This window comes from Streptomyces sp. GbtcB7 (genome assembly GCF_019091445.1).
GTDB classification, from domain to species: Bacteria; Actinomycetota; Actinomycetes; order Streptomycetales; family Streptomycetaceae; genus Streptomyces; species Streptomyces mirabilis.
The window spans coordinates 15,856-36,892 of sequence record NZ_JAGXJM010000021.1 but is presented as its reverse complement, the minus strand read 5'-3'; the positions used below and the strand labels follow the sequence as shown (position 1 = coordinate 36,892).

The following is a 21,037-nucleotide window of genomic DNA, read 5'->3' as shown; positions in this document are numbered from 1 at the left end:
CGGATGTGGTGGAAACTACATTCTCAGCCTACGCAAATCAATATTCCGGAAACGAGAACGTCATGGCAGACGAGAGAAGGCGAGGACCGGCCAAACCTGACCATCATTCAGGATCGGAGGCCTCTCCCGACGGACAGCGGGAGGCGAGAGGCCCGTCGTCCCGGGCCTTCCGGTAGACCAATCGGCGAGAATACTATTCTCGTATCCGGAAGGGAGATTTTCATGATCGCAACGAAGGCCCTAAGCCCGAGCCTGGGCGTAGAGGTCACCGGCGTCGGCAATCTGCTCGACGATCGACTGATCAGCCGGTGCGCGGAGGCGCTCCAGTGGCGCGGCATCCTTCTCATCCGCGGGCTGCACCTCGACGACGAAGGCCAACTGGCCTTCAGCCGCAAGCTGGGCAAGGTCTTCGCGGTGCGGGGAAAGGAGATCTTCACCGTTTCGCTCGACCCGGCCAGGAACCCGACGGCCGAGTACCTCAAGGGGACGTTCCACTGGCACATCGACGGCACCACCGACCCCGTACCGACCAGGACGACCACGCTGACCGCCCGGCACGTGGCCATGACCGGCGGCGGGACCGAGTTCGCCAGTACCTACGCGGCGTACGAGAACCTTCCGGAGGCGGACCGCAAGCAGTACGACGACCTGCGCGTGGTGCACAGCTTCGAGGCGGCCCAGCGGCTGGTGACGCCCGACCCCGGCCCCGAGACGCTCGCGAGTTGGCGCAAAGTCCCCACCCACGAGACGCCGTTGGTGTGGAAACGCCGTGACGGCCGCCGCTCACTGGCGATCGGGGCGACGGCGGACCACATCGTCGGCATGGCGGCCGCCGAAAGCCGGGCACTGCTGGACCAGTTGCTGGAGTGGACCACCCAGGAGAGGTTCCGCTACACCCACGACTGGCAGGTAGGCGACCTGGTGGTGTGGGACAACACCGGGATGCTGCACCGGGCGCTGCCGTACAGCGCCGACTCGGAGCGGACGCTCCAGCGCACCACCATCGTCGGCGACGAGGAGCTGTCATGAGGACGGCGGTCGTCACCGGCGGCGCTTCCGGTATCGGTCTGGCCATAGCGGAGCGACTGGCCAAGGACGGGTATCAGGTCGCCGCGCTCGACCTCAATCCGTCGGACACGAGTGTCGTTCCCGCCACCGACGTCGCCGACCGGGCCCAGGTGGATGCGGCGCTGGCCGCGGTCAGGGAGCGGCTGGGACCGGTCACGATCCTGGTCAACGCGGCCGGAATGGACGGCTTCAAGCGCTTCTCCGACCTCACCTTCGAGGCCTGGCACCGCGTGATCAACGTCAATCTGAACGGCGTCTTCCACTGCGTGCAGGCCGCGCTTCCGGACATGATGGAGGCGGGCTGGGGACGGATCGTCAACATCTCGTCCTCGAGCGCCCAGTCGGGCCAGCCGTTCATGACGCACTACGTGGCGTCCAAGTCGGCGGTCAACGGACTGACGAAGGCGCTGGCCCTGGAGCTGGGCCCGTTCGGCGTGACCGTCAACGCGGTGCCGCCCGGTTTCATCGACACCCCGATGCTGCGCAAGGCGGAAGCGCGCGAACTGCTCGGCGGGACGGTCGAGGAGCACATCCAGCGCACTCCGGTACGACGGGTCGGTCGCCCGGAGGACATCGCCGCGGCCTGCGCGTTCCTCGTGTCGGAGGAGGCCGGCTACATCACGGGCCAGATCCTGGGCGTGAACGGGGGCCGCAACACATGAACCGCATCCCGCCGCTCCCCTACGACGAGTGGGACACCGAGGCGATGGCGTCCTTCGCGCCAGGGCGCAAGCTGCTGCCGTCCAACGCCCTGGGCCTCTTCGCGCAACACCCGGAACTGGCCACGGCCTTCCTCGGCTACAACCGGTATCTGCTGGGCGGCGGTTCGACACTGTCGCCGCGCACCCGCGAGCTGGCCATCCTGCGGGTGGCGTGGCGCAGGCGCTGCCAGTACGAGTGGGTCCAGCACGTGCTGATCGCACGGAAGGCCGGGGTCACCGACGAGGAGATCGACGCGATCCGTGCCGGCAAGCCGACGGCGATCACCCGGGCGGTGGACGAACTGGAGGCGGATTCGGGCCTGTCGGACGACACCTACCGGGCGCTCGCCGCCGAGCTGGACGACCGGCAGCTGATGGATCTGGTCTTCACCGTCGGCACCTACGGCCTGCTGGCCATGGTCCTCAACACCTTCGAGGTGGAGCTCGATCCCGGCCTACCTGCGGAGAACTTCACTACCACTGAGTGAGAATGCTATTCTCATTCTGGAAAGGGGGGCAGCCATGCCACACTTCAGCAAGCCTGAGGCCGGGAGCTGGACCGAGCAGTACCCCGAACTGGGCACGAGTCCCGTGAACTACGAGGACTCGATCGATCCCGCCTACTACGAGGCCGAGCGCGAGGCCATCTTCAAGCGGACCTGGCTCAACGTCGGCCGCGTCGAACAGGTCCCCAAGCCCGGCCACTACTTCACCAAGGAACTCGCCGCGGCCGGCACCTCACTGATCATCGTCCGCGGCCGCGACCAGCAGGTCCGCGCCTTCCACAACGTCTGCCGCCACCGCGGCAACAAGCTCGTCTGGAACGACTTCCCGGGCGAGGAGGTCAAGGGCACCTGCCGCCAGTTCACCTGCAAGTACCATGCCTGGCGCTACGACCTCACCGGCAAGCTCACCTTCGTCCAGCAGGAGGGCGAGTTCTTCGACCTCGACAAGGACGACTACGGCCTCAAGGAAGTCGCCTGCGACATCTGGGAAGGCTTCGTCTTCGTCAACCTCGACCCCCAGCAGGGCCTGCGGGAGTACCTCGGGGACATGGCCAAGGGCCTGGAGGGTTACCCCTTCCACGAGATGACCGACGTCTTCACCTACAAGGCCGAGGTCGGCAGCAACTGGAAGCTGTTCATCGACGCCTTCGCGGAGTTCTACCACGCTCCCGTCCTGCACCAGAAGCAGGCCACCAAGGAGGAAGCGGAGAAGCTCCTGGGCTACGGCTTCGAGGCGCTCCACTACGAGCTGCACAGCCCCCACTCGATGATCTCGTCCTGGGGCGGCATGGCGCCGCCGAAGGACCCCTCGATGGTCAAGCCGATCGAACGGGAGCTGCGCAGCGGTCTGTTCGGCCCCTGGGACCGGCCCGACATCGCGGGCCTCGACCCACTGCCGGCCGGTGTCAACCCGGCCCGCCACCGCTCCTGGGGCACCGACTCCTTCGTGCTGTTCCCCAACTTCATGCTGCTTCTGTGGGCACCCGGCTGGTATCTGACGTACCACTACTGGCCGACTGCCGTGGACAAGCACCTGTTCGAGGCGAACCTCTACTTCGTCCCCGCGAAGACGGCCCGCGACCGCCTCGCCCAGGAACTCACCGCCGTCACCTTCAAGGAGTACGCCCTCCAGGACGGCAACACCCTCGAGGCCACCCAGACCATGCTCAAGGGCCGCTATGTCACCGACTTCCCCCTCAACGACCAGGAGATCCTCCTGCGCCACCTCCACAAGGTCGTGAGGGACTACGTGAAGGAGCACGCCGATGCTGCCGAGTGACTTCGCCGAACTCGAGCCGTACAGCGACTGGATCCTCGGCAGCGAACGCGAACGCTACGCCAAGCGCCTCGCCAGCAGCATGGCGGACATGCAGGCGTTCTACGACGCGGCGTTCCCCCTGCTGGACCGCGCGACGACACACCTCGACAAGTTCCCGCTCGACGACCTGCCCGAGCCCGAACGCAATCTGATGCTGCTCATGTTCTCCCTCGTCATGGTGTCGTTCCCCATCGAGGTCTGGAAGCAGCCCCGCGTCCCCGACTCGGGCGCCGCCTACCTCGACGTCATCGCCGAGCCGCAGGTCTGAGGTGGTCACGCTCAAGGCCGCCCGCGTCCTGCACGTCGAGACGGGGCGGATGGAGGAACCGGGCCTGGTCACCGTCGACGGCGACCGCATCGCAGGCGGCTGCGGAGATGGAGGCGAGGGTGACGTCCTGGATCTGGGTGACGTCACCCTGCTGCCCGGCCTGATGGACATGGAGGTCAACCTCCTCATGGGTGGCCGGGGCGAGGTCCCGGGCCTCTCCCCCGTCCAGGACGACCCGCCGCTGCGCATGCTCCGCGGGGTCGCCAACGCACGCCGGACACTGCGCTCGGGGTTCACCACCGTCAGGAACCTCGGCCTGTTCGTGAAGACCGGCGGCTATCTGCTGGACGTCGCCCTGGCCAAGGCCGTCGACGCCGGCTGGATCGACGGCCCCCGCATCGTTCCCGCGGGGCACGCGATCACCCCGACCGGGGGGCATCTGGACCCCACGATGTTCGCCGCGTACGCCCCCGGCATCATGCCCCTCTCCCTGGAGGAGGGCATCGCCAACGGCGTCGACGAGGTGCGCAAGGCCGTCCGCTACCAGATCAAGTACGGCGCCCAGCTCATCAAGGTCTGTGCGTCGGGCGGGGTCATGTCCCACACCGGCACCGCGGGCGCCCAGCACTACTCCGACGAGGAGTTGCGGGCCATCGTGGACGAGGCCCACCGGCGCGGACTCAAGGTGGCGGCGCACACCCACGGCGCCGCCGCCGTCCGCTCGGCCGTGGAGGCCGGCATCGACTGCATCGAGCACGGCTTCCTGCTGGACGACGAGACCATCGAGCTGATGGCCGAGCGTGGCACCTTCCTCGTCGCCACGACCGCCCTGATCGACGGCATGGACATCTCCAAGGCCCCGCCCGAACTGAAGGCCAAGGCCGGCGAGATCTTCCCGCATGCCAGGACGGTCGTCGCCCGGGCCCTCAAGGCGGGCGTGAAGATCGCGGTCGGCACCGACGCGCCGGCGATCCCGCACGGCCGCGGCGCCCAGGAGCTCATCGCCCTCGTCGAGCGCGGGATGACCCCGCTGGAGGTGCTCCGGGCGGCGACGGTCAACGCGGCCGAACTGATCGACGCCGAGGACCGCGGACGGATCGCCGAGGGACTCCTCGCGGACCTGATCGCCGTACCCGGCAATCCGCTGGAGGACATCTCGGTGATGGCCGACGTCCGCTTCGTGATGAAGGGAGGGAAGGTCTTCCGTCACGAGCGCGGCTGAACAGGGTCTGCCGGGGGGTTGTTCTGAGGGGCGGGGCGCGTTTCGCGCCCCGCCCCTCAAGACGTCATCTTCAAGCCGACCGCGTTCACTGCGCCTTGATGTGGTCCTTCATCTCCTCGAGCCGTGTGAGGATCGGGTAGCCGCCCACGCTCAGCGCGTTCCCGTGCCCGGTCTCGTGGATGTCGAACACCGACTGCACGGCCGCGTAGAAGCCCTGCACGTCCAGGGTCTGGTTGACGGCCCGCTTGGCCTGACGGAGCGCGAAGGGGTGCATCCGCGCGATCTGCCCGGCCAACTCCATGGTGGCCGCGTCCAGTTCGTCGAGCGGGACGACACGGTTGACCATGCCGACCTTCTCCGCCTCCTCGGCGGTGACGGCCCGGCCGGTGAAGAGGATCTCCTTCGCCTTGCGCGGTCCGAGCTCCCAGGTGTGACCGTGGTACTCCACTCCCCCGATGCCCATGTGCACCACGGGATCGGAGAACTCGGCGTTCTCGGCGGCCACGATCAGATCGCAGGGCCAGCACAGCATCAGGCCGCCCGCGATGCACTTGCCCTGGACCGCGGCGATCGACGGCTTGGGCACATTGCGCCAGCGCAGGGTGTACTCCAGATACCGGCGCGCCTCAGCGGTGTAGATCCACTCCAGGGTGATCTTGTCGGGGCTCGGCCAGCGGTCCTTCAGGTCGTGGCCGGCCGAGAAGTGCCGTCCGTTGCCCCGCAGCACGATCACCCGTACGTCCTCGTCGGCCGCGGCGCGGGTCCAGGCCGCGTCCAGGTCGTCGAGGAGTCCCATGGTCTGGGCGTTGGCGACCTCGGGCCGGTTGAGGCTGATGACCGCGACCCGGTCCTCGACCTCGTACAGAATCTGGTCCATCCACGTCCTCCTGGGTTATCTCGGCAGGCCGAGGATGCGCTCGGCGATGATGTTGCGCTGGATCTCCGAGGTGCCGCCCGCGATCGTCCCGGCGAAGCTGCGCGCGTACCGCTCGAACCAGCTGGAGATGAAGTTGTCGATGCTCATGTGGTTCGGCGGGCCGGTCACTTCGGGGTGGACCAGGCCCTCCGGCCCGCGGTCCTCCAGTGCGTGCAGGCTCGCGACCTGGATCGCCTCGGAGCCGAGCAGCTTGAGGACCGACAGCTCCGCCGGGTCACGGTCGCCGCCCAGCTGGCGGTAGCCGAGCAGCCTGAGCGCCTGGGCGTCCATGAGGAGCGTCGCGTACCACTCCTCGTCGCTGGGCGCGTCCCGGATCAGGTCGTCGAGGCGCTCGGCGAAGCTCAGCCACAGCATGGTCCGCTCGTGCCCGAGCGAGCCGTGCGCCACCGACCAGCCCTGGTTCAGGGGACCGACGAGGTTCTCGCGCGGGACCCGGACGTCGGTGAAGAACACCTCGTTGAAGTCGAGGTCGTCCTGCGCGGCCATGGACGCGAACGGCCTGCGCACCACGCCCTCGGTGTCGGTGGGGATGAGCAGCACGCTGATGCCCTTGTGCTTGGGCGCGGCCGGGTCGGTGCGGACGAACGTCAGCAGGACGTCCGCGTCGTGCGCGCCCGACGTCCACACCTTCTGCCCGTTGACGACGAAGTGTCCCCCACTCTCGGCTCCGCTCGAGCGGGCGGTGCCCCCATCGTCCAGGACCGCGCGGGTGCGCAGCCCGGCGAGGTCGGATCCGGCGCCCGGCTCGCTCATGCCGAGCGCCGCCGTGATCTCGGTGCGCAGGAGGGGAATCGCCCACCGCTTCTTCTGCTCTTCGGTCCCGAAGGTGAGGATCGAGGCCGCGATGATGCCGATGCCCTGGGGGTTGAAGCTGTGGTAGATCCGCCGCCTCGACAGCTCCTCCAGGTGGGCGAGTTGCTGCGGCAGGGTGGCGTTCCGGCCGCCGTACTCGGGTGGTTTGCCGGGCAGCAGCCAGCCCGCGTCGAACAGCGTGCGCTGCCAGCGGCGCGCCCAGGCGGGGACGTCGGCGCTCGACCGCGACGCGGGGTGGGCCTCGTCCGGGGTGGGCAGATGGGCGTCGAGGAAGGCGGCGAACTCGGCGCGGAACTCCTCCACTTCGGAGCCGGAGTCCAGCTTCATCCCGCCACCATCCCTTCCTGCTCGCTCGTCTCCCGACACGGCCCGGACCTCTCCTGTTCCTGCCGTGTCTTCTCCCCTTCCTGCCGCGTCTTCTCCAGCAACGCCCTGCGGTGTACGGCCGCCGTCCCCAGCAGCAGATCGCCGGCCTTGGCCCGCTTGAGGTGGATCTGCAGTTCGTTCTCCCAGGTGAAGCCCATCGCTCCGAAGAGCTGGAAGCCGTTACGGAAGACGATCCGCTGGCACTCCCCGGCGGCGGCCTTGGCCATCGAGGCCGCCCTGCCGCGCCGTGGGTCGTCCTCGGCGATGGTCAGCGCGGAGAAGTAGGCGAGGGCCCGGGCCCGTTCGATGGCGACGTACATGTCCGCCGCCTTGTGCTTGACGGCCTGGAAGGAGCCTATGGGCACATCGAACTGGACGCGTTCCTTCACGTGGGCCACCGCCAGGTCCAGGATGCGCCGGCAGCTGCCGACCGTGGAGATCGCGAGGCCCATCAGGGCGAGGTCCGGGATCCCGGGGACCAGGTCGGGGACCTCGACATGGGCCGCGTGGAGGGTGGGGTCGAAGATGTCGACGCGTGCCGCGCCGAGCTCCGGGCCCGTCACGATCCGCACGCCGTCGCGGGTGAGCAGGGCGATCTCGTCCGCCCGGTCCGCGTCGAGGACGAACCGGCCGGTGCCGTCGAACACTCCGGTTCCCGAGCCGCTCGGCAGCCGCCCGGCGAGCGGAGCGAACCAGGTGGCCGTGGCCAGGAAGGGGGTCGGATCGGCGGCGTATCCCAACTCCTCCAGGACGATGGCGAGTTCCACCGGAGGGGCCTCCAGCCACCCCAGTTCCAGATAGGTCGCCCAGAGCTGGTCCGCGGGCTGCGAGCGGGACTTGGCGACCGTCTCCCGTACCAGCCGTTGCAGCAGCCGTTGGTCCTCATCGAACTCAAACTCCACGGCCCACCTCCAGAAGGGTCTTGCCGATGGCGCGGCGGTCCAGGTCCAGGGCCGTCGCCACCTCGTCGAGCGGGTGGACGGCGTGGACCCGCGGGTGGATCAGGTCCTCGGCGAACATGCGGTTCAGCTCGCCGCGGGTGACGGCCAGCTGCTCCCGGCCGTGCCGCGCCCAGCCGCCGAAGTCGAAGCCGTGGATCGTGACGCCCTTGAGCATCGCCAGATTGAGCGGGAGTCGGGGCACCTCGCCGCTGGCGAAGCCGACGTTCACGAACCGGCCGCCCCAGCGCATGGCCCGCAGCGCCTGTTCGGAGTGCGGTCCGCCGACCGGGTCGATCACGAGGTCGGCGCCGCCCGAGTCCTGCAGCCGCCGCTTGAGGTCGTCGTACGGGAGCGCTTCATGGGCGCCCTGTTCGAGGCAGGCCGCCCGCTTCTCCTCGGTGGAGGCCACGGCGACCACGTCCGCGCCGAGCAGCGCGGCCAGTTCGACGGCCGCGAGACCGACCCCGCCGGCCGCGCCGAGCACCGCCACCCGCTCCCCCTCCTGGAGGCGGCCGATCAGTGTCAGCGCGTTGTAGGCGGTGGCGTGCGAGACCCCGAAGGCCGCCGCGCGCCGGGTCGGGATCGTGTCGGGGATCCGGTACAGGCTGGCCGCCCGGACGGCGACCCGCTCGGCGAAGGCACCGACGAAGACGGACCCGAAGACCCGCTCGCCCTTCTCGAACCCGTGCCCCGACTCGGCGACCACCCCGGCGAACTCGCTGCCCGGAGTGAACGGCGGTTCCGCCTTCACCTGATAGGTGCCTTCGATCACCAGGACGTCGGCGAAGTTCACCGCCGCGTAGTGCACGTCGACGGGTACCTCACCGTCCGGGTCGGGGATCTCCTCGACGACCACCGGGCCGCCGACGGCATGGCATCGGGCCGCTCTCATAGCCGTGTCGTCGCGGCCAGTTCGGCCGCCTGGGCCGCCATCTGCAGGACCGCGTCCCCGTAATAGGCCATCTTCGGGTTGCCGCCGTCGCCCTTCACATGGCGGGCGTAGCCGCCCTCCAGCACGATCGCCATCTTGAACCGGGCCAGGATCACGTAGTAGTCGATGTCGGCGACGTCCCGGCCGCTGACCTTGGCGTAGTGCTCGATGATGTCGGCCCGGTCCGGCATGCCCGTGTAGTCGGCGTACCGGCCCGCCGCGTCCCGGTCCTCGTCGGCGTTCGGCCAGCCCATGACGACCCAGCCGAGGTCGAGCAGCGGGTCGCCCACGGTGGCCATCTCGAAGTCGACCAGGGCGGCGAGCTCGGCGGGCGCCCCGTGCTTGAACATCACGTTGGCGAACTGGTAGTCGCCGTGGATGATGCCCGGCTCCCAGTGCCGGGGCCGGTGGGTGCGCAGCCAGGCGGCCGCCGCGTCCAGTCCCGGTATCTCGCGGAACCTGAACTTCGCCAAGTGCGCCTGCCAGCGGTCCACCTGGCGGTCGTGGAAGCCGTCCGGCCGGCCGAAGCCCTCGAGTCCCCGGGCCCGCCAGTCGACGTTGCCGAGCTTGGCGATGCCCTCCACCAGCTCGTAGGCGAGACCGGGGCGCAGGGACAGATCGCTCTTGAAGGGCTCGGGCCAGCCGTCGGTGTTCATCGGCGACCAGCCGTTCACATGACCCATGAGGTAGAAGCACGAGCCGATCACGTCGGTGTCGTCGCAGACCGCGATGGCTTCCGGGTGCGGCACCTCCGTCCCGCCCAGTGCGTTCAGTACCCGGAACTCCCGCAGCATGGTCTCGTTGCGGCCCGGCGGGACCTTCTCCGGGGGCTTGCGCAGCACCATCCGCCGCTCGCCGCGCCGGACGTCGAAGATGTCGTTGGAGGTGCCCCCGGAGATGAGGGACACCTCGACCGGTTCCCCCGGAGCGATGTCCTGACCGTCCAGCCAGCGGGCGAGCGACTCGATGTTCACATGTTCTCCAGCTGCTTGCGGGCCCACTCCCGGCGAGCGGGCAGATGCTGTGAGGGCCAGGGCCCCGACGCGGCCTCGTAGCCGCGCAGGAGGTCCTTGGCCACCGTGACCTTGTGGATCTCCGAGGGCCCGTCGACGACCGCCATGACGGCCGCGCCGGTCCACATGTCGGCGAAGGGCATCTCGTTGGACACGCCCAGGGCACCGTGCAGGTGCATGGAGCGGTACACGATGTCGTGCAGCACCTTCGGCGTCAGGAACTTGATGGCGGAGATGTCCTTGCGGACCCGCTTGTAGTCCTGGTACCGGTCGATCTGCCAGGCCGTGTGCAGCACGAACAGCCGGAACTGCTGCAACTGCGCGTAGGAGTCGGCCAGGTCGGCCTGAACGAGCTGCTTGTCGGCCAGCCTGCCGCCCTGGGTCTCCCGGGACAGGGCGCGCTCGGCCATCATGTCCAGCGCCTTCTGGCACTGGCCCACGACCCGCATCGCGTGGTGGACCCGCCCGCCGCCGAGCCGGGTCTGCGCGATGGCGAAGGCCTGGCCCTCGCCGCCGAGCAGCGCGTCACCGGGGACGCGGACGCCGTCGTACTCGATGAGCGCGTGCATGCCCTCGTCCGGGGCCTCGCTCATCAGACCGAGGTGGCGCTCCATCCGGATGCCGGGGGTGTCGCTGGGCACCAGGAACATCGACATACCCCGGTACGCGCTGACGTCCGGGTCGGTCACCGCCATCACGATGACGAACTTGGAGGTGCGCGCGTTGGAGGAGAAGAACTTGCGGCCCGTGATGACCCAGTCGTCGCCGTCCCGTTCGGCGCGTGTGGTGAACATCTTGGGGTCGGCGCCGGCCTGTGGCTCGGTCATGGAGAAACAGGAGAAGCACTCGCCTTCGAGCAGCGGCTTGAGATAGCGCTCCTTCTGCTCCTCGGTGCCGTAGCGGGCGATGATCTCGGCGTTGCCGGTGTCCGGCGCGGCCGTGCCGAAGATGACGGGGGCCCAACTGGACTCGCCCAGGATCTCGTTGATGAGGGCCAGCTTGAGCTGTCCGAAGCCGCGTCCGCCGAGCTCCGGGCCGAGGTGGGGCGCCCACAGGCCCTGGTCGCGTACCTGCTGCTTGAGGGCCCGGACTATCGGACCGGTCTCCTCGTCGAGGGGGTGGAAGGCCCGGTCCGGGTAGACCAGGTCCAGCGGGTCCACACGCTCGGCGCGGAACCACCTGATCCACTCCAGTTTCTTCTCGAACTCCGGCTCGGTGGAAAAGTCCCATGCCATGTCAGACGATCCTCGTTTCGTGGTTCCGCCAGTACGTCTCCCGGAGCAGGCCCTTGCGCAACTTGCCGCTGGGGTCCCTGGGCAGACTCAGGACGAAGTCGACGGCGCGCGGGCACTTGTACGGGGCGAGACGCTCCCGGCAGTACGCGAGCAACTCGTCGGCGGTCACGTCGGCGGCGGCCGGCTGGACCACCGCGAGGACCCGTTCGCCCCTCTCGGGGTCCGGGACCCCGATCACCGCGACGTCGGCCACCCCCGGGTGCATGACCAGGACGTCCTCGGCCTCCTGCGGGTAGATGTTGACCCCACCGGACACGATCGTGTGCGCGACCCGGTCGGTCAGATACAGATAGCCGTCCTCGTCGAGGTGTCCGATGTCACCCAGGGTGTTCTCGCCGAAGTGGACGACGCCGTCGACGATGCGGACGTCGTCGCCCGCCCGGCCCACCGATCCCGGGTGGGCCGGCCACTCCCGCGGACCGATGACCGTGAAGCCGTACGCCTCGGTCCCGGAGTAGAACTCGTGGATGATCGGGCCGAACCAGTCGAGCATCCGCCGCTTGACCTCCACCGGGCAGGGCGCGGCGCCGTGCAGGACCACGCGCAGGCTGCTCAGGTCACGGGCGCGCCGCGCGGCGGGCAGCTTCAGCATGCGGACGAACGTGGTGGGGACGAACTGCTCGACCTCTGCGGGGAGGAGGTGGGTGTTGACCGGCGTGTAGAGGAGGCCGGAGCGCTGGGCGGCCCAGGCGACTTCCAGGAAGGCGGCGCCGCTGGGCATACGGATCGCGATGGCGTCCCCCGGCCTGAGGTCGAGCGCCGCCGCCAGCTGCCGGGACCGTGCGTCGAGCTCGGCGTACGTGACGGTCCTGCCGCCGCTCTCGATGACCGCGATCGCGTCAGGGCGCTGCTTCGCCTGCCATCCCAGATGCATGCGGTGAGAATATCATTCTCGGTGAATGCAAGTAAGAGTCTCGTAACCTGTGATGCGCGATTCGGTAGGGCGCCGCAACTTATTCCCACTGAAGTGGAGTATCGTTCTGCAAGTGACCGCAGTCCCCGAAGAACCAGCGTGGCGCCAGCGCGCCGTAGAGCGATCGACCCGTGCCGCGAAGCTTCGCGCCGAGCAACGCGTGCAGCGCTTCCTGGACTCGGCACAGGAGTTGATCGTCGAGAAGGGCACGACCGACTTCACCGTCCAAGAGGTCGTCGACCGCTCGAAGCAGTCCCTGCGCAGCTTCTACCAGCACTTCGACGGCAAGCACGAGCTGCTGCTCGCCCTGTTCGAGGACGCGCTCTCGATGGGCGCCGCCAAGGTCCGCGAGGCGGCCGCCACCGAGAGCGACCCGCTGCAGCGCCTGCGGATCGCCGTCGAGACGCTCTACGAGCAGTCGCACCCCAGCCCCGGCGTCCAGCGCCCGCTGTTCAACGACTTCGCGCTGCAACTGCTGGTCAAGCACCCCGAGCAGGTGGCGACCGCCCACATCCCGCTGCTCACGGTCTTCACCGAGATCATCGAGCAGGCCGCCGAGGCGGGTCTCGTCGCCGGCGGGAAACCCCGCCGTCAGGCCGCCCTCGTCATGCAGACCGTCATGTTCGCCTCGCAGGCCCACGGCGTCCCCGCCGACAGCCACGCCCACCCGGTGACCTCCGAGGAGGTCTGGCAGTTCTGCCTGGGCGGCATCTCGGGCGTTCCGGCCACGGCGGGCAGGTCCGCCTCCGCGTAACACGGGTCCCGACCCCCTGGCCTTCCCGCACAGAGAGTTCCATTCTCCATTTCGGAGAGTAGGGTTCTCACCACTGTGCCGGAGGATCAGGGGGTACCCATGACCGTACGGACGGACGCCAGGCCTCACTACCGGGTCGTCCAATGGGCCAGCGGCAACATCGGCTCCCGCGCGCTGCGGGCGGTCCTCGAACATCCGGACCTGACGCTGGCCGGGCTGTACGCGCACACGCCGGACAAGGCGGGACGTGACGCGGGCGAGTTGTGCGGCCTGGGCCCGACGGGTGTGATCGCCACCCACGACATCGAGGAGATCGTGGCGCTGGGCGCCGACTGTGTCCTCTACATGCCCCGCTCCTGCGACATGGACGAGGTGTGCCGGTTGCTCGCCTCGGGCGCGAACGTCGTGACGACGCGCGGCGAGTTCCATCGCGCCGCCAGTCTCGACCCCGCGGTGCGCGAACGGGTCGAGGCCGCGTGCGAGAGCGGCAAGTCCTCGATCCACAGCACCGGCAGCAGCCCGGGGTTCATCACGGAGGCGCTTCCCCTCGCCCTGAGCTCGATCCAACGGCGGCTCGACGGCCTGACGATCGAGGAGTTCGCCGATCTCTCCCAGCGCGACTCGCCCGGACTCCTCTTCGACGTGATGGGGTTCGGCAAACCCCCCGCCGAGTACGACGAGCGCCGGCTGTCCGTGGTGCGCGACAGCTTCGGCCCGTCGCTGCACATGGTCGCCGACACGCTCTCGATCCCGCTCGACTCGGTGGAGGCCGAGGGGGAGGTCGCGACCGCGCCCCGCCCGGTCCACATCGCGGCGGGCACCCTGCGGCCGGGCACCGTGGCCGCCCAGCGGATCACGGTCTCGGGACTGCGCGGCGGCCGACCGTTGCTGCGCTTCCGGGCGACCTGGTACTGCACCACCGACCTCGACCGCGCCTGGGACGTCCGCGCCACCGGCTGGCACGTCACGGTCGACGGCGACGCGCCGCTCGACATCGACCTGCGCTTCCCGGTGCCCCTGGACCGGATGGCCGCCATGTCGCCCTCGTACACGGCGAACCGCGCCGTCAACGCCGTACCGGTCCTGTGCGAGGCGTCCCCCGGGATCCGCTCGACGGCCGACCTTCCGCACATCGTGGCCCGGCTCGGGTGAGCCGCCGAGCGACAACGACACACCGGCCATTGGCCGTTACGGGATCTTGGCGCCGTGGCCTACGTCCGGCGGGCCGAGGCCCCGCCGGGCGGCGGCGCGTCGACGGCCTCGTGCCATGACGCACCGGTGGCCACGGCCTGGCGCCAGCCGCGGATCGCCTTGGGCGGCATGCCGATCGCCAGGGCCCCCACCAGACGGTCACCGGTACGGTAGGCGACCACGAACCGGCGTGCGGCCAACTCGCCTTCCACCACGGCGACTTCGTCGTGTCCGCGCAGATGGCCGAACGCCTGCACCTTCATGTCGTACTGGTCCGACCAGAAGTACGGCACCGGCGCGAACGGCTTGCGCGCGTCCGGACGGAGCAGATTGCGGGCGGCGGCCATGCCCTGCTCGGCGGCGTTGGTCCGGTGCTCGATCCGCATCGACGTACCGAACAGCGGATTGTGCCAGCGGGCCACGTCCCCGGCCCCGTACACACCCGGCGCGGCGGCACTGTACTCGTCGCACACGAGCCCGTCGGCCACCTTCAGACCGCTGCCCTCCAGCCACTCGGTGTTCGGCAGCGAACCGATCGCCACCAACACCTCGTCGGCCGCGACCAGTTCCCCGTCCGTGAGCCGTACGCCGGTGTCGGACACCTCGGCCACACCGACCCCGGTGCGCAGGTCCACGCCGTGGTCCAGATGAGCCCCCGACAGGACCCGCCCCACCTGCTCACCGACCGCGTGGGCCAGCGGAACCGGCGCCGGCTCAAGGAGCGTGACCTCCGTGCCCAGCCCCCGCGCCACTGCCGCGGCCTCCGCGCCGAGGAACCCCGCGCCGACCACCACGAGTCGCCGCCCGGACCCCAGTCGGTTCCTGAGGGCCAGCGCGTCGTCCAGGGTGCGCAGCACATGTGCGTCCCCCTCGCCGGGCAGCCTGCGCGGCCGCACGCCGGTCGCCACGATCAGGCCGTCGTACGGCAGTCGCGTCCCGTCGGCCAGCAGCACCGCACGCCCGGCGAGGTCGAGGCCGGTCGCGGCGTGCCCCAGACGCAGGTCGAGGTCGAGGGCGTCGAGATCGGCACGGGCGCGCAGCGGCAACCGCTCCGGGCTCCACTCGCCGGAGAGGATCTGCTTGGACAGCGGCGGACGGTCGTAGGGCAGGTGGGCCTCCTCACCGACGAGGGTGAGCGTGCCGTCGTACCCCTCCCGGCGCAGCGTCTCGGCCGCCGCGAGCCCGGCGGCCGAGGCGCCGACGACCAGGGTCCGCCTCACTTCTCGCCCAGCCGGGTCGCCCCGGGCGGGGAGGTCGCGACGGCCCCGCGCACGCCGTCGGGCAGTTCGGCGCCGGGCTCCTCCGCCAGCAGGATCGCGACGCCGTCGTCCTCCCGCTGGTCGAACACCTCGGGCGAGGCCATCACGCACTGCCCCGACGCGACGCACTTCGGTTCGTCCAGTTCCACACGCATGATCTTTTCCTTTCGGTCGGTGCAGGTCGGTGCGCGGTCGCGGTCGCAGTCGCAGTCGCAGTCGCAGTCGCAAGGGAAGAACTCACGTCGGAGTGATCTTGGCAATCCGCTCCCGGCGTTCGGTCACGTGCGGGAAACTGCCCAAGTGGGCGATGAGCCAAGATGCGCTCTCGTCCCACATGCGAACCTTTGCGACCGGCTTCGGGTCGCGCGGCCCCACCGGTACCGGGCCCGACAAGCAGGGGCGGCCGCGTCGCGCACGGCGCCTGCCAGGGGCGCAGCCATGTCACTCCTCGGTGGGGGGCTCCGTCGGGACGGAGAACGAAGAACGGCGGAAAGGTCAGTGCGCATATGCAACCGGACCGGACTGACACGCTCCGGTCAATTTCCTGACCACAAGCTGACGTGACGCAGATCACCAACCCGGGCGAGGTCAGTGGCCGAGCCAGTACCCGAAGCCCCTGCGGGTGTGGATCAGCACGGGACTTTCCCGGTCCACCTTGTGCCGCAGACGGGAGACGAGCTTCTCGATCGCGTTGTCGGCACGACCCTCGCCCCACACATGACGGCAGATCTGCTCCTTGGACAGCACCCGCTCGGCGTTGACCAGCAGATGCCGCAACAGTCGGTATTCCGCGGGGGTGAGGTCGATCTCCCGTTGGCCGCGCCACGCCTGACAGGTGTCGTCGTCCAGGACCAGGTCTCCGTAGGACGGCCCTTCCCGTACGGGACCGCGGTCGCGCAGCAGCACCTCGGCCCGCGCGAGGACCTCGGCGATCCGGAACGGCTTGGTGACGTAGTCCTCCCTGCCGGCACCGAGTTCGGGGACGAGTCGACCCAGGGTCTGATAGGCGGTCAGGAAGAGCACCGGGGGGCGATCGGCGGGCGTGAAGCGGCTCCCGCGGGAGAGGCCCTGCAGATCGGGCAGGGTCACATCGAGGACGACCAGGTCGAAGCGGTGCTCGACGAGGCGCACCATGGCCTCGGCGCCGGTGCTGACCGTACTGACCCGATAGCCCGCCAACTCCATGGTCGTCGCGAGCAGTTCGGTGGTCTCGGCGTCCTCGACGACGACCAGGACGTGTTGTCCGTCGCCGCGAGCCGGCGACCGCTTCTCACTCATGTTTCCGTCCCTGGAACGACCATTCGTGCGGAGCTGGAGCATCACGACTTCACGACCTCACACGGTCGACCTCGCCGGGGACCACGCCCCTCCCCCTCAAAGGCGATACCTCCGCACCATCACTCCGACCACGTCACCCCTCCGCCCCCGGCCGCCCCGTCCCGAACCTCGCCCACACCACCCCAGGGCCCGGCCACCCCGGCCCGGCCCTCGCTCTCCTCGTCCTCGGTGGCATGCGCGAGGAAGTCGTCGACCATCCCGTGGAACAGCGTCGCGAGGCGCTGCAGCTCCGCCGGTGTCCACTCCGCCAACGCCATCCGCATGCCCCGCGAGCTCGTCGCACGGATCCGGTCGATCGCGTCCCGGCCGGCCGGGGTCAGCCCGATGCGCTGGGCCCGCCGGTCGTCCGGGTCCGGCTCGCGGCTCACATAGCCCGCCTTCTGCAGGTGCTGCACCTGCCGGGTGATGTGGGACGCCTCCACCTCCAACCGGGCCGCCAGCTCACCGGGACGCATGGGATCGGAGTCGGCCATCTGCCGCAGCAGCGCCACCGCGGCACGGTCCAACCGCAGTCCGGCCATGGCCATCAGGCGATCGTGCTGCCGGACCCGGCTGTTCAGGTAGGAGATGCGATTGAGGGCTCGCTCGATCTCGACCACGTCGGACGAGGCGGGCGCCTGTGGCACTGGTGTAGGCATATCCCCAAGGTAGCACTGCTTGCCTGACTCAAGTAAGTTCCACGTGATCGGCGACCTGAGCGACCCTCGCGTGGTGGACGAGGTGGTCGAGACGGCCGTGGAGACCTTCGGGGGCATGGACGTCCTGGTGAACAACGCCGGGATCATGGACCACATGTCGGCCGTCGCCGACACCGACGACGAGTGGGACCGCGTCATCCGGGTCAACCTCACGGCACCGTTCCTGCTGACCCGGGCCGCGCTGCCGCACATGCTGTCCGCCGGCGGTGGCTCCATCGTCTTCACCGCGTCGGAGGCCGCCTTGCGCGGGAGTACGGCGGGCGCCGCGTACACGGCGTCGAAGCACGGCATCGCGGGCCTCGCCAAATCGCTCGCCGTGCTGTACCGGAGCCAGGGCATCCGCACCAACGCCGTCGCCCCCGGCCCCACCGCGACCAACATCCGCATCGAGACCCGGGCCAAGGCCCATGGCCCCCGACTCATCGGCCCCTGCATCGGCCTCTCCGGCAAGGTGGCCGAACCCGAGGAGCAGGCCGCCGCCATCGCCTTCCTCGCCTCCGACGCCGCGCGCAACATCAACGGCGCCGTGCTGCCCGTGGACCACGGCTGGCCCGCCGTCTGACGAGCGTCGGGCCGACGACGAGGCGGGCGCCGGAGGTGCGCGTCCGGAGTTCGTGACCGACGTTCGTGACCGGCGTTCGTCACCGGCGTTCGTCACCGAATCCTTGCCGCGCGGACCGGGTTGATGCCGTCCGCGTAGCAAGCGCTCACACAGCGCTACGATGCGCTGGTGGATCAGGGGAAGGCACGTGGCCCGTACGCGAAGACACCGGCCCGGCGAGCGGAGATCGTGCGCGCGGCGCGCGACAGCTTCGCCGAGCGCGGATACGCCCGGGCCTCGCTCCGCGACATCGCCGAGCGGGCCGGCATCACCCACGCCGGTCTCCTGCACCACTTCCGCAGCAAGGACGAGCTGCTCGCCGAGGTGCTCGCCCAGCGCGACACCGAGGAGTGGGAGGAGGGCGTGGCCGAGGTCGACAGCCTGGAAGCGCTCGCGCCCTACCTCGGCACTCTGCTGGTGCGCCACCAGAAGACCCCCGAGCTGATGCGTCTGTGGCTGGAGCTGGCGGCGGCCGCCTCGCGGCCGGACCACCCCGCGCACGGTTACTTCGTCGAGCGGTACGAGCGCAGCCGCACCCATGTCACGCGGCGCCTGCGGGAGCTGGAGGCGGAGGGGAAGCTGCGGGAGGGCCTCGGTCCGGACAGTGCGGCGACCCTTTTCCAGGCGGTACTCAACGGCCTGCAGGCACAGTGGCTGCTCAACCAGCGCCTCGACATCATCGAACCGCTGAACTGTTTCCTCGACCTCATCCTGGTGACCGACGACTAGGGCCGACGTCCACGTTCGGCACCGGTGTCCCCCGTGCGCGGCAGACGTGCACGCCGGACCGCTCGTCATGCTCAGGTAGGACATACCGGTCGTTTGCTACTGCGTTCTCAGTAGCCGGGAGAGTCGGCCGACACATGACGACGGGACGCCCCTGCTCAGGCAAGCTGAGAAGGTTCACCATGGTCACAGCACTCGACAGGAAACCCTCCCGATGAACACCAGCCGGCAGCGGTTCGCCAAGGACCATCCCCGCGTCCTGCGGGTGACGGTCGTTCTGCTGCTGTTCGCCGCCGCCGCTCTCGGCAGCACCTGGACCAGCGCGGAACCCACCGGCCGGCACCTCACCCCGTGGCCCGGCATTCTCCTGGGCGGCATCGGCGCCCTGGCCCTGATGTGGCACCGCAGGTACCCGCTCACGGTGGTAGCGGTGACCGCGGCCGCCGCCAACGCCGCCAACGCCCTGGGCTATCTGATCACTCCCCTGCTGCTGGCACCGCTCATGGCCGCGCTGTACTGGCTGGCCGTCCACACCGACCGCAGGACCGCGCGCATCGGCCTGGCCGGCACCGCCGCGCTGCTGGTCACCACCGCGCTGCTCGTCGACTCCTCTCACCATCCGCTGTCCCTCGTCCTCGCGACGGTCGGCCCCGTCTTCTGGGTGCTGGTGCCCATCACCTGGGGCACCGCGACCCGGCTGCGGGCCGACTACCTGGAGGCCGTGCACGCCCGCGCGGAGATCGCCGAGCGCACCCGTGAGGAGGAGGCGCGGCACCGGGTGGCCGAGGAGCGCATGCGCATCGCCCGTGAGCTGCACGACGTCGTCGCCCACCACCTCGCGCTGGCCAACGCGCAGGCCGGGACGGCCGCCCATCTCCAGCGCACCCATCCCCAGCAGGTGCAGAGGATCCTCGACGACCTCGCCGGCACCACCGCATCGGCGCTGCGCGAACTCAAGGCCACCGTCGGGCTGCTGCGCCAGACCAACGACCCCGACGCGCCGCTGGAACCCTCCCCGGGCCTGGACCGGCTCTCGGAACTCACGGCCGCGTTCGCGACCGCCGGGCTCAAGGTCGACGTCACCACCGAGGGCGCGGCGTGCCCGCTGTCACCGGGAGTGGACCTGACCGCCTTCCGCATCATTCAGGAGGCGCTGACCAACGTCACCAAGCACGCCGCCTCGGACACCGCGCACGTGCGGCTCGTCTACTCCCACAACCGGCTGACCATCACGGTCACCGACGAGGGAGCGACCACGGTGACCGCCGCTCCGGCCCCGGGCCACGGTTTCGGTCTCATCGGCATGCGGGAGCGCGCCCTGTCCGTGGGCGGCCGGCTCAGGGCCGATCACCGGGCCGAGGGCGGCTTCGAGGTCACCACGGATCTGCCGCTGTACACCCCCGCCCCGGAAGAGGACCGCACCCCATGACCATCAGTGTGCTGCTTGCCGACGACCAGGCCCTGCTCCGGGCAACCTTCCGCATCCTGATCGACTCCTGCCCCGACCTCGAAGTCGTCGACGAAGCCACCAACGGCAAAGAAGCCGTCGACCTCGCCCGCATCCACCGACCCGACATCGTCCTCATGGACATCCGCATGCCCCACACCGACGGCCTCACCGCCACCGCCACCATCTGCGCCGACCCCGACCTCGACACCACCCGCGTCCTCATCCTCACCACCTTCGAAATCGACGAATACGTCGCCCAGGCCCTCCGCGCCGGAGCCAGCGGCTTCCTCGGCAAAGACGTCGGCGCGGACGCCCTCCTCGACGCCATCCGCACCGTCGCCGCCGGCGACACCCTCCTCTCCCCCCCCCCCACCCCCCCCCCCCTCACCCCCTTCCCCCCCCCCCCCCCCCCCCCCCCACCCCCCCCCCCCCCCCCCCCCCCCGCACCCTCATCCCACGGTCCCTCTCCACCTCCACCCCCAACGCCCCCCTCACACCCCCCAAAGCCCTCACCACCCTCACCGCCCGCGAACGCGAAGTCATGGCACTCGCCGCCGAAGGCCACTCCAACAACGAAATAGCCGACCAACTCACCGTCAGCCCCCTCACCGTCCGCACCCACATCCACCGCGCCATGACCAAACTCGGCGCCCGCGACCGCGCCCAACTCGTCGTCATCGCCTACCAAACCGGCCTCGTCACCCCCACACCCCCCGCCCCCTGACCCC

At 69.8% G+C, this 21,037-nt stretch carries 22 protein-coding genes and 1 pseudogene; 12 read left to right on the top strand and 11 right to left on the bottom strand.

What is annotated here, in order from left to right; all coding sequences use genetic code 11:
* Positions 1-222: 222 nt before the first annotated feature.
* From KVT44_RS30785 to KVT44_RS30760, 6 genes are read left to right on the top strand one after another with little or no spacing between them, the layout of a single operon-like run.
* Positions 223-1,029, top strand: coding sequence for a TauD/TfdA family dioxygenase (locus KVT44_RS30785; protein WP_217570220.1), 807 nt, complete (start codon positions 223-225; stop codon positions 1,027-1,029).
* Positions 1,026-1,730: an SDR family NAD(P)-dependent oxidoreductase gene (locus tag KVT44_RS30780; RefSeq protein WP_217570219.1), complete on the top strand. Its 705-nt coding sequence runs from the start codon at positions 1,026-1,028 to the stop codon at positions 1,728-1,730. Before KVT44_RS30785 ends, KVT44_RS30780 begins: the two co-directional genes overlap by 4 nt.
* The gene (locus KVT44_RS30775) at positions 1,727-2,257 is read left to right on the top strand and encodes a carboxymuconolactone decarboxylase family protein (protein WP_217570217.1); all 531 of its coding nucleotides are present in this window, start codon (positions 1,727-1,729) and stop codon (positions 2,255-2,257) included. Before KVT44_RS30780 ends, KVT44_RS30775 begins: the two co-directional genes overlap by 4 nt.
* Before the next feature lie 34 nt (positions 2,258-2,291).
* Positions 2,292-3,554, top strand: a complete 1,263-nt coding sequence (locus tag KVT44_RS30770; protein WP_217570215.1) for an SRPBCC family protein — start codon at positions 2,292-2,294, stop codon at positions 3,552-3,554.
* Entirely contained in the window at positions 3,541-3,861 is a 321-nt protein-coding gene (locus tag KVT44_RS30765) for a hypothetical protein (protein WP_168488029.1), read from the top strand. The genes KVT44_RS30770 and KVT44_RS30765 overlap by 14 nt, the downstream gene beginning before the upstream one ends.
* Position 3,862: 1 nt before the next feature.
* Entirely contained in the window at positions 3,863-5,083 is a 1,221-nt protein-coding gene (locus KVT44_RS30760; protein WP_217570213.1) for an amidohydrolase family protein, read from the top strand.
* 85 nt (positions 5,084-5,168) lie between these two features.
* On the opposite strand, the gene KVT44_RS30755 is transcribed toward KVT44_RS30760, so the two are convergent.
* The 7 genes from KVT44_RS30755 to KVT44_RS30725 are packed head-to-tail and all read right to left on the bottom strand — an operon-like array spanning position 5,169 to position 12,253.
* Positions 5,169-5,960: an enoyl-CoA hydratase gene (locus KVT44_RS30755; RefSeq protein ID WP_168505398.1), complete on the bottom strand. Its 792-nt coding sequence runs from the start codon at positions 5,958-5,960 to the stop codon at positions 5,169-5,171.
* Positions 5,961-5,975: 15 nt separating this feature from the next.
* On the bottom strand, positions 5,976-7,160 hold the full coding sequence (locus KVT44_RS30750) for an acyl-CoA dehydrogenase family protein (RefSeq protein WP_217570211.1): 1,185 nt from the start codon (positions 7,158-7,160) through the stop codon (positions 5,976-5,978).
* The gene (locus KVT44_RS30745; RefSeq protein WP_217570209.1) at positions 7,157-8,101 is read right to left on the bottom strand and encodes an acyl-CoA dehydrogenase; all 945 of its coding nucleotides are present in this window, start codon (positions 8,099-8,101) and stop codon (positions 7,157-7,159) included. Before KVT44_RS30745 ends, KVT44_RS30750 begins: the two co-directional genes overlap by 4 nt.
* On the bottom strand, positions 8,091-9,032 hold the full coding sequence (locus KVT44_RS30740) for an NADPH:quinone oxidoreductase family protein (protein ID WP_217570207.1): 942 nt from the start codon (positions 9,030-9,032) through the stop codon (positions 8,091-8,093). Before KVT44_RS30740 ends, KVT44_RS30745 begins: the two co-directional genes overlap by 11 nt.
* A complete protein-coding gene (locus tag KVT44_RS30735; RefSeq protein ID WP_217570205.1) occupies positions 9,029-10,045 on the bottom strand; it encodes a phosphotransferase family protein in 1,017 nt (338 codons plus the stop codon). Before KVT44_RS30735 ends, KVT44_RS30740 begins: the two co-directional genes overlap by 4 nt.
* Positions 10,042-11,319, bottom strand: coding sequence for an acyl-CoA dehydrogenase family protein (locus KVT44_RS30730; protein WP_217570203.1), 1,278 nt, complete (start codon positions 11,317-11,319; stop codon positions 10,042-10,044). Before KVT44_RS30730 ends, KVT44_RS30735 begins: the two co-directional genes overlap by 4 nt.
* A 1-nt stretch (position 11,320) precedes the next feature.
* On the bottom strand, positions 11,321-12,253 hold the full coding sequence (locus KVT44_RS30725) for an AMP-binding protein (RefSeq protein WP_217570201.1): 933 nt from the start codon (positions 12,251-12,253) through the stop codon (positions 11,321-11,323).
* A gap of 112 nt (positions 12,254-12,365) precedes the next feature.
* On the opposite strand from KVT44_RS30725, the gene KVT44_RS30720 reads away from it, so the two are divergent.
* Both KVT44_RS30720 and KVT44_RS30715 read left to right on the top strand, forming a co-directional pair.
* Positions 12,366-13,046, top strand: a complete 681-nt coding sequence (locus KVT44_RS30720) for a TetR/AcrR family transcriptional regulator (protein ID WP_067374501.1) — start codon at positions 12,366-12,368, stop codon at positions 13,044-13,046.
* A gap of 99 nt (positions 13,047-13,145) precedes the next feature.
* Positions 13,146-14,198: a dihydrodipicolinate reductase gene (locus tag KVT44_RS30715; RefSeq protein WP_217570199.1), complete on the top strand. Its 1,053-nt coding sequence runs from the start codon at positions 13,146-13,148 to the stop codon at positions 14,196-14,198.
* A gap of 59 nt (positions 14,199-14,257) precedes the next feature.
* Here the strand turns inward: KVT44_RS30715 and KVT44_RS30710 are convergent, their stop codons facing one another.
* The 4 genes from KVT44_RS30710 to KVT44_RS30695 form a co-directional block, all read right to left on the bottom strand.
* On the bottom strand, positions 14,258-15,457 hold the full coding sequence (locus tag KVT44_RS30710) for an FAD-dependent oxidoreductase (protein ID WP_217570197.1): 1,200 nt from the start codon (positions 15,455-15,457) through the stop codon (positions 14,258-14,260).
* Positions 15,454-15,651, bottom strand: a complete 198-nt coding sequence (locus KVT44_RS30705) for a ferredoxin (RefSeq protein WP_217570195.1) — start codon at positions 15,649-15,651, stop codon at positions 15,454-15,456. Before KVT44_RS30705 ends, KVT44_RS30710 begins: the two co-directional genes overlap by 4 nt.
* A 433-nt stretch (positions 15,652-16,084) precedes the next feature.
* Complete coding sequence (locus KVT44_RS30700; RefSeq protein ID WP_254650102.1) at positions 16,085-16,774, bottom strand: response regulator transcription factor; 690 nt, start codon at positions 16,772-16,774, stop codon at positions 16,085-16,087.
* 119 nt (positions 16,775-16,893) lie between these two features.
* On the bottom strand, positions 16,894-17,472 hold the full coding sequence (locus KVT44_RS30695) for a MarR family winged helix-turn-helix transcriptional regulator (protein ID WP_217570193.1): 579 nt from the start codon (positions 17,470-17,472) through the stop codon (positions 16,894-16,896).
* 19 nt (positions 17,473-17,491) lie between these two features.
* Here KVT44_RS30695 and KVT44_RS30690 point away from each other — a divergent pair, with 19 nt between their 5' ends.
* The 4 genes and pseudogenes from KVT44_RS30690 to KVT44_RS30675 all read left to right on the top strand — a co-directional run bounded on the left by KVT44_RS30690 (position 17,492) and on the right by KVT44_RS30675 (position 21,033).
* Entirely contained in the window at positions 17,492-18,094 is a 603-nt protein-coding gene (locus KVT44_RS30690) for an SDR family NAD(P)-dependent oxidoreductase (RefSeq protein ID WP_217570191.1), read from the top strand.
* Positions 18,095-18,262: 168 nt separating this feature from the next.
* A complete protein-coding gene (locus KVT44_RS30685) occupies positions 18,263-18,862 on the top strand; it encodes a TetR/AcrR family transcriptional regulator (RefSeq protein ID WP_217570189.1) in 600 nt (199 codons plus the stop codon).
* 211 nt (positions 18,863-19,073) lie between these two features.
* Entirely contained in the window at positions 19,074-20,288 is a 1,215-nt protein-coding gene (locus tag KVT44_RS30680; RefSeq protein ID WP_099924641.1) for a sensor histidine kinase, read from the top strand.
* Positions 20,285-21,033: pseudogene (locus tag KVT44_RS30675) on the top strand (response regulator). Before KVT44_RS30680 ends, KVT44_RS30675 begins: the two are co-directional and overlap by 4 nt.
* The last annotated feature ends 4 nt before the right edge of the window (positions 21,034-21,037 follow it).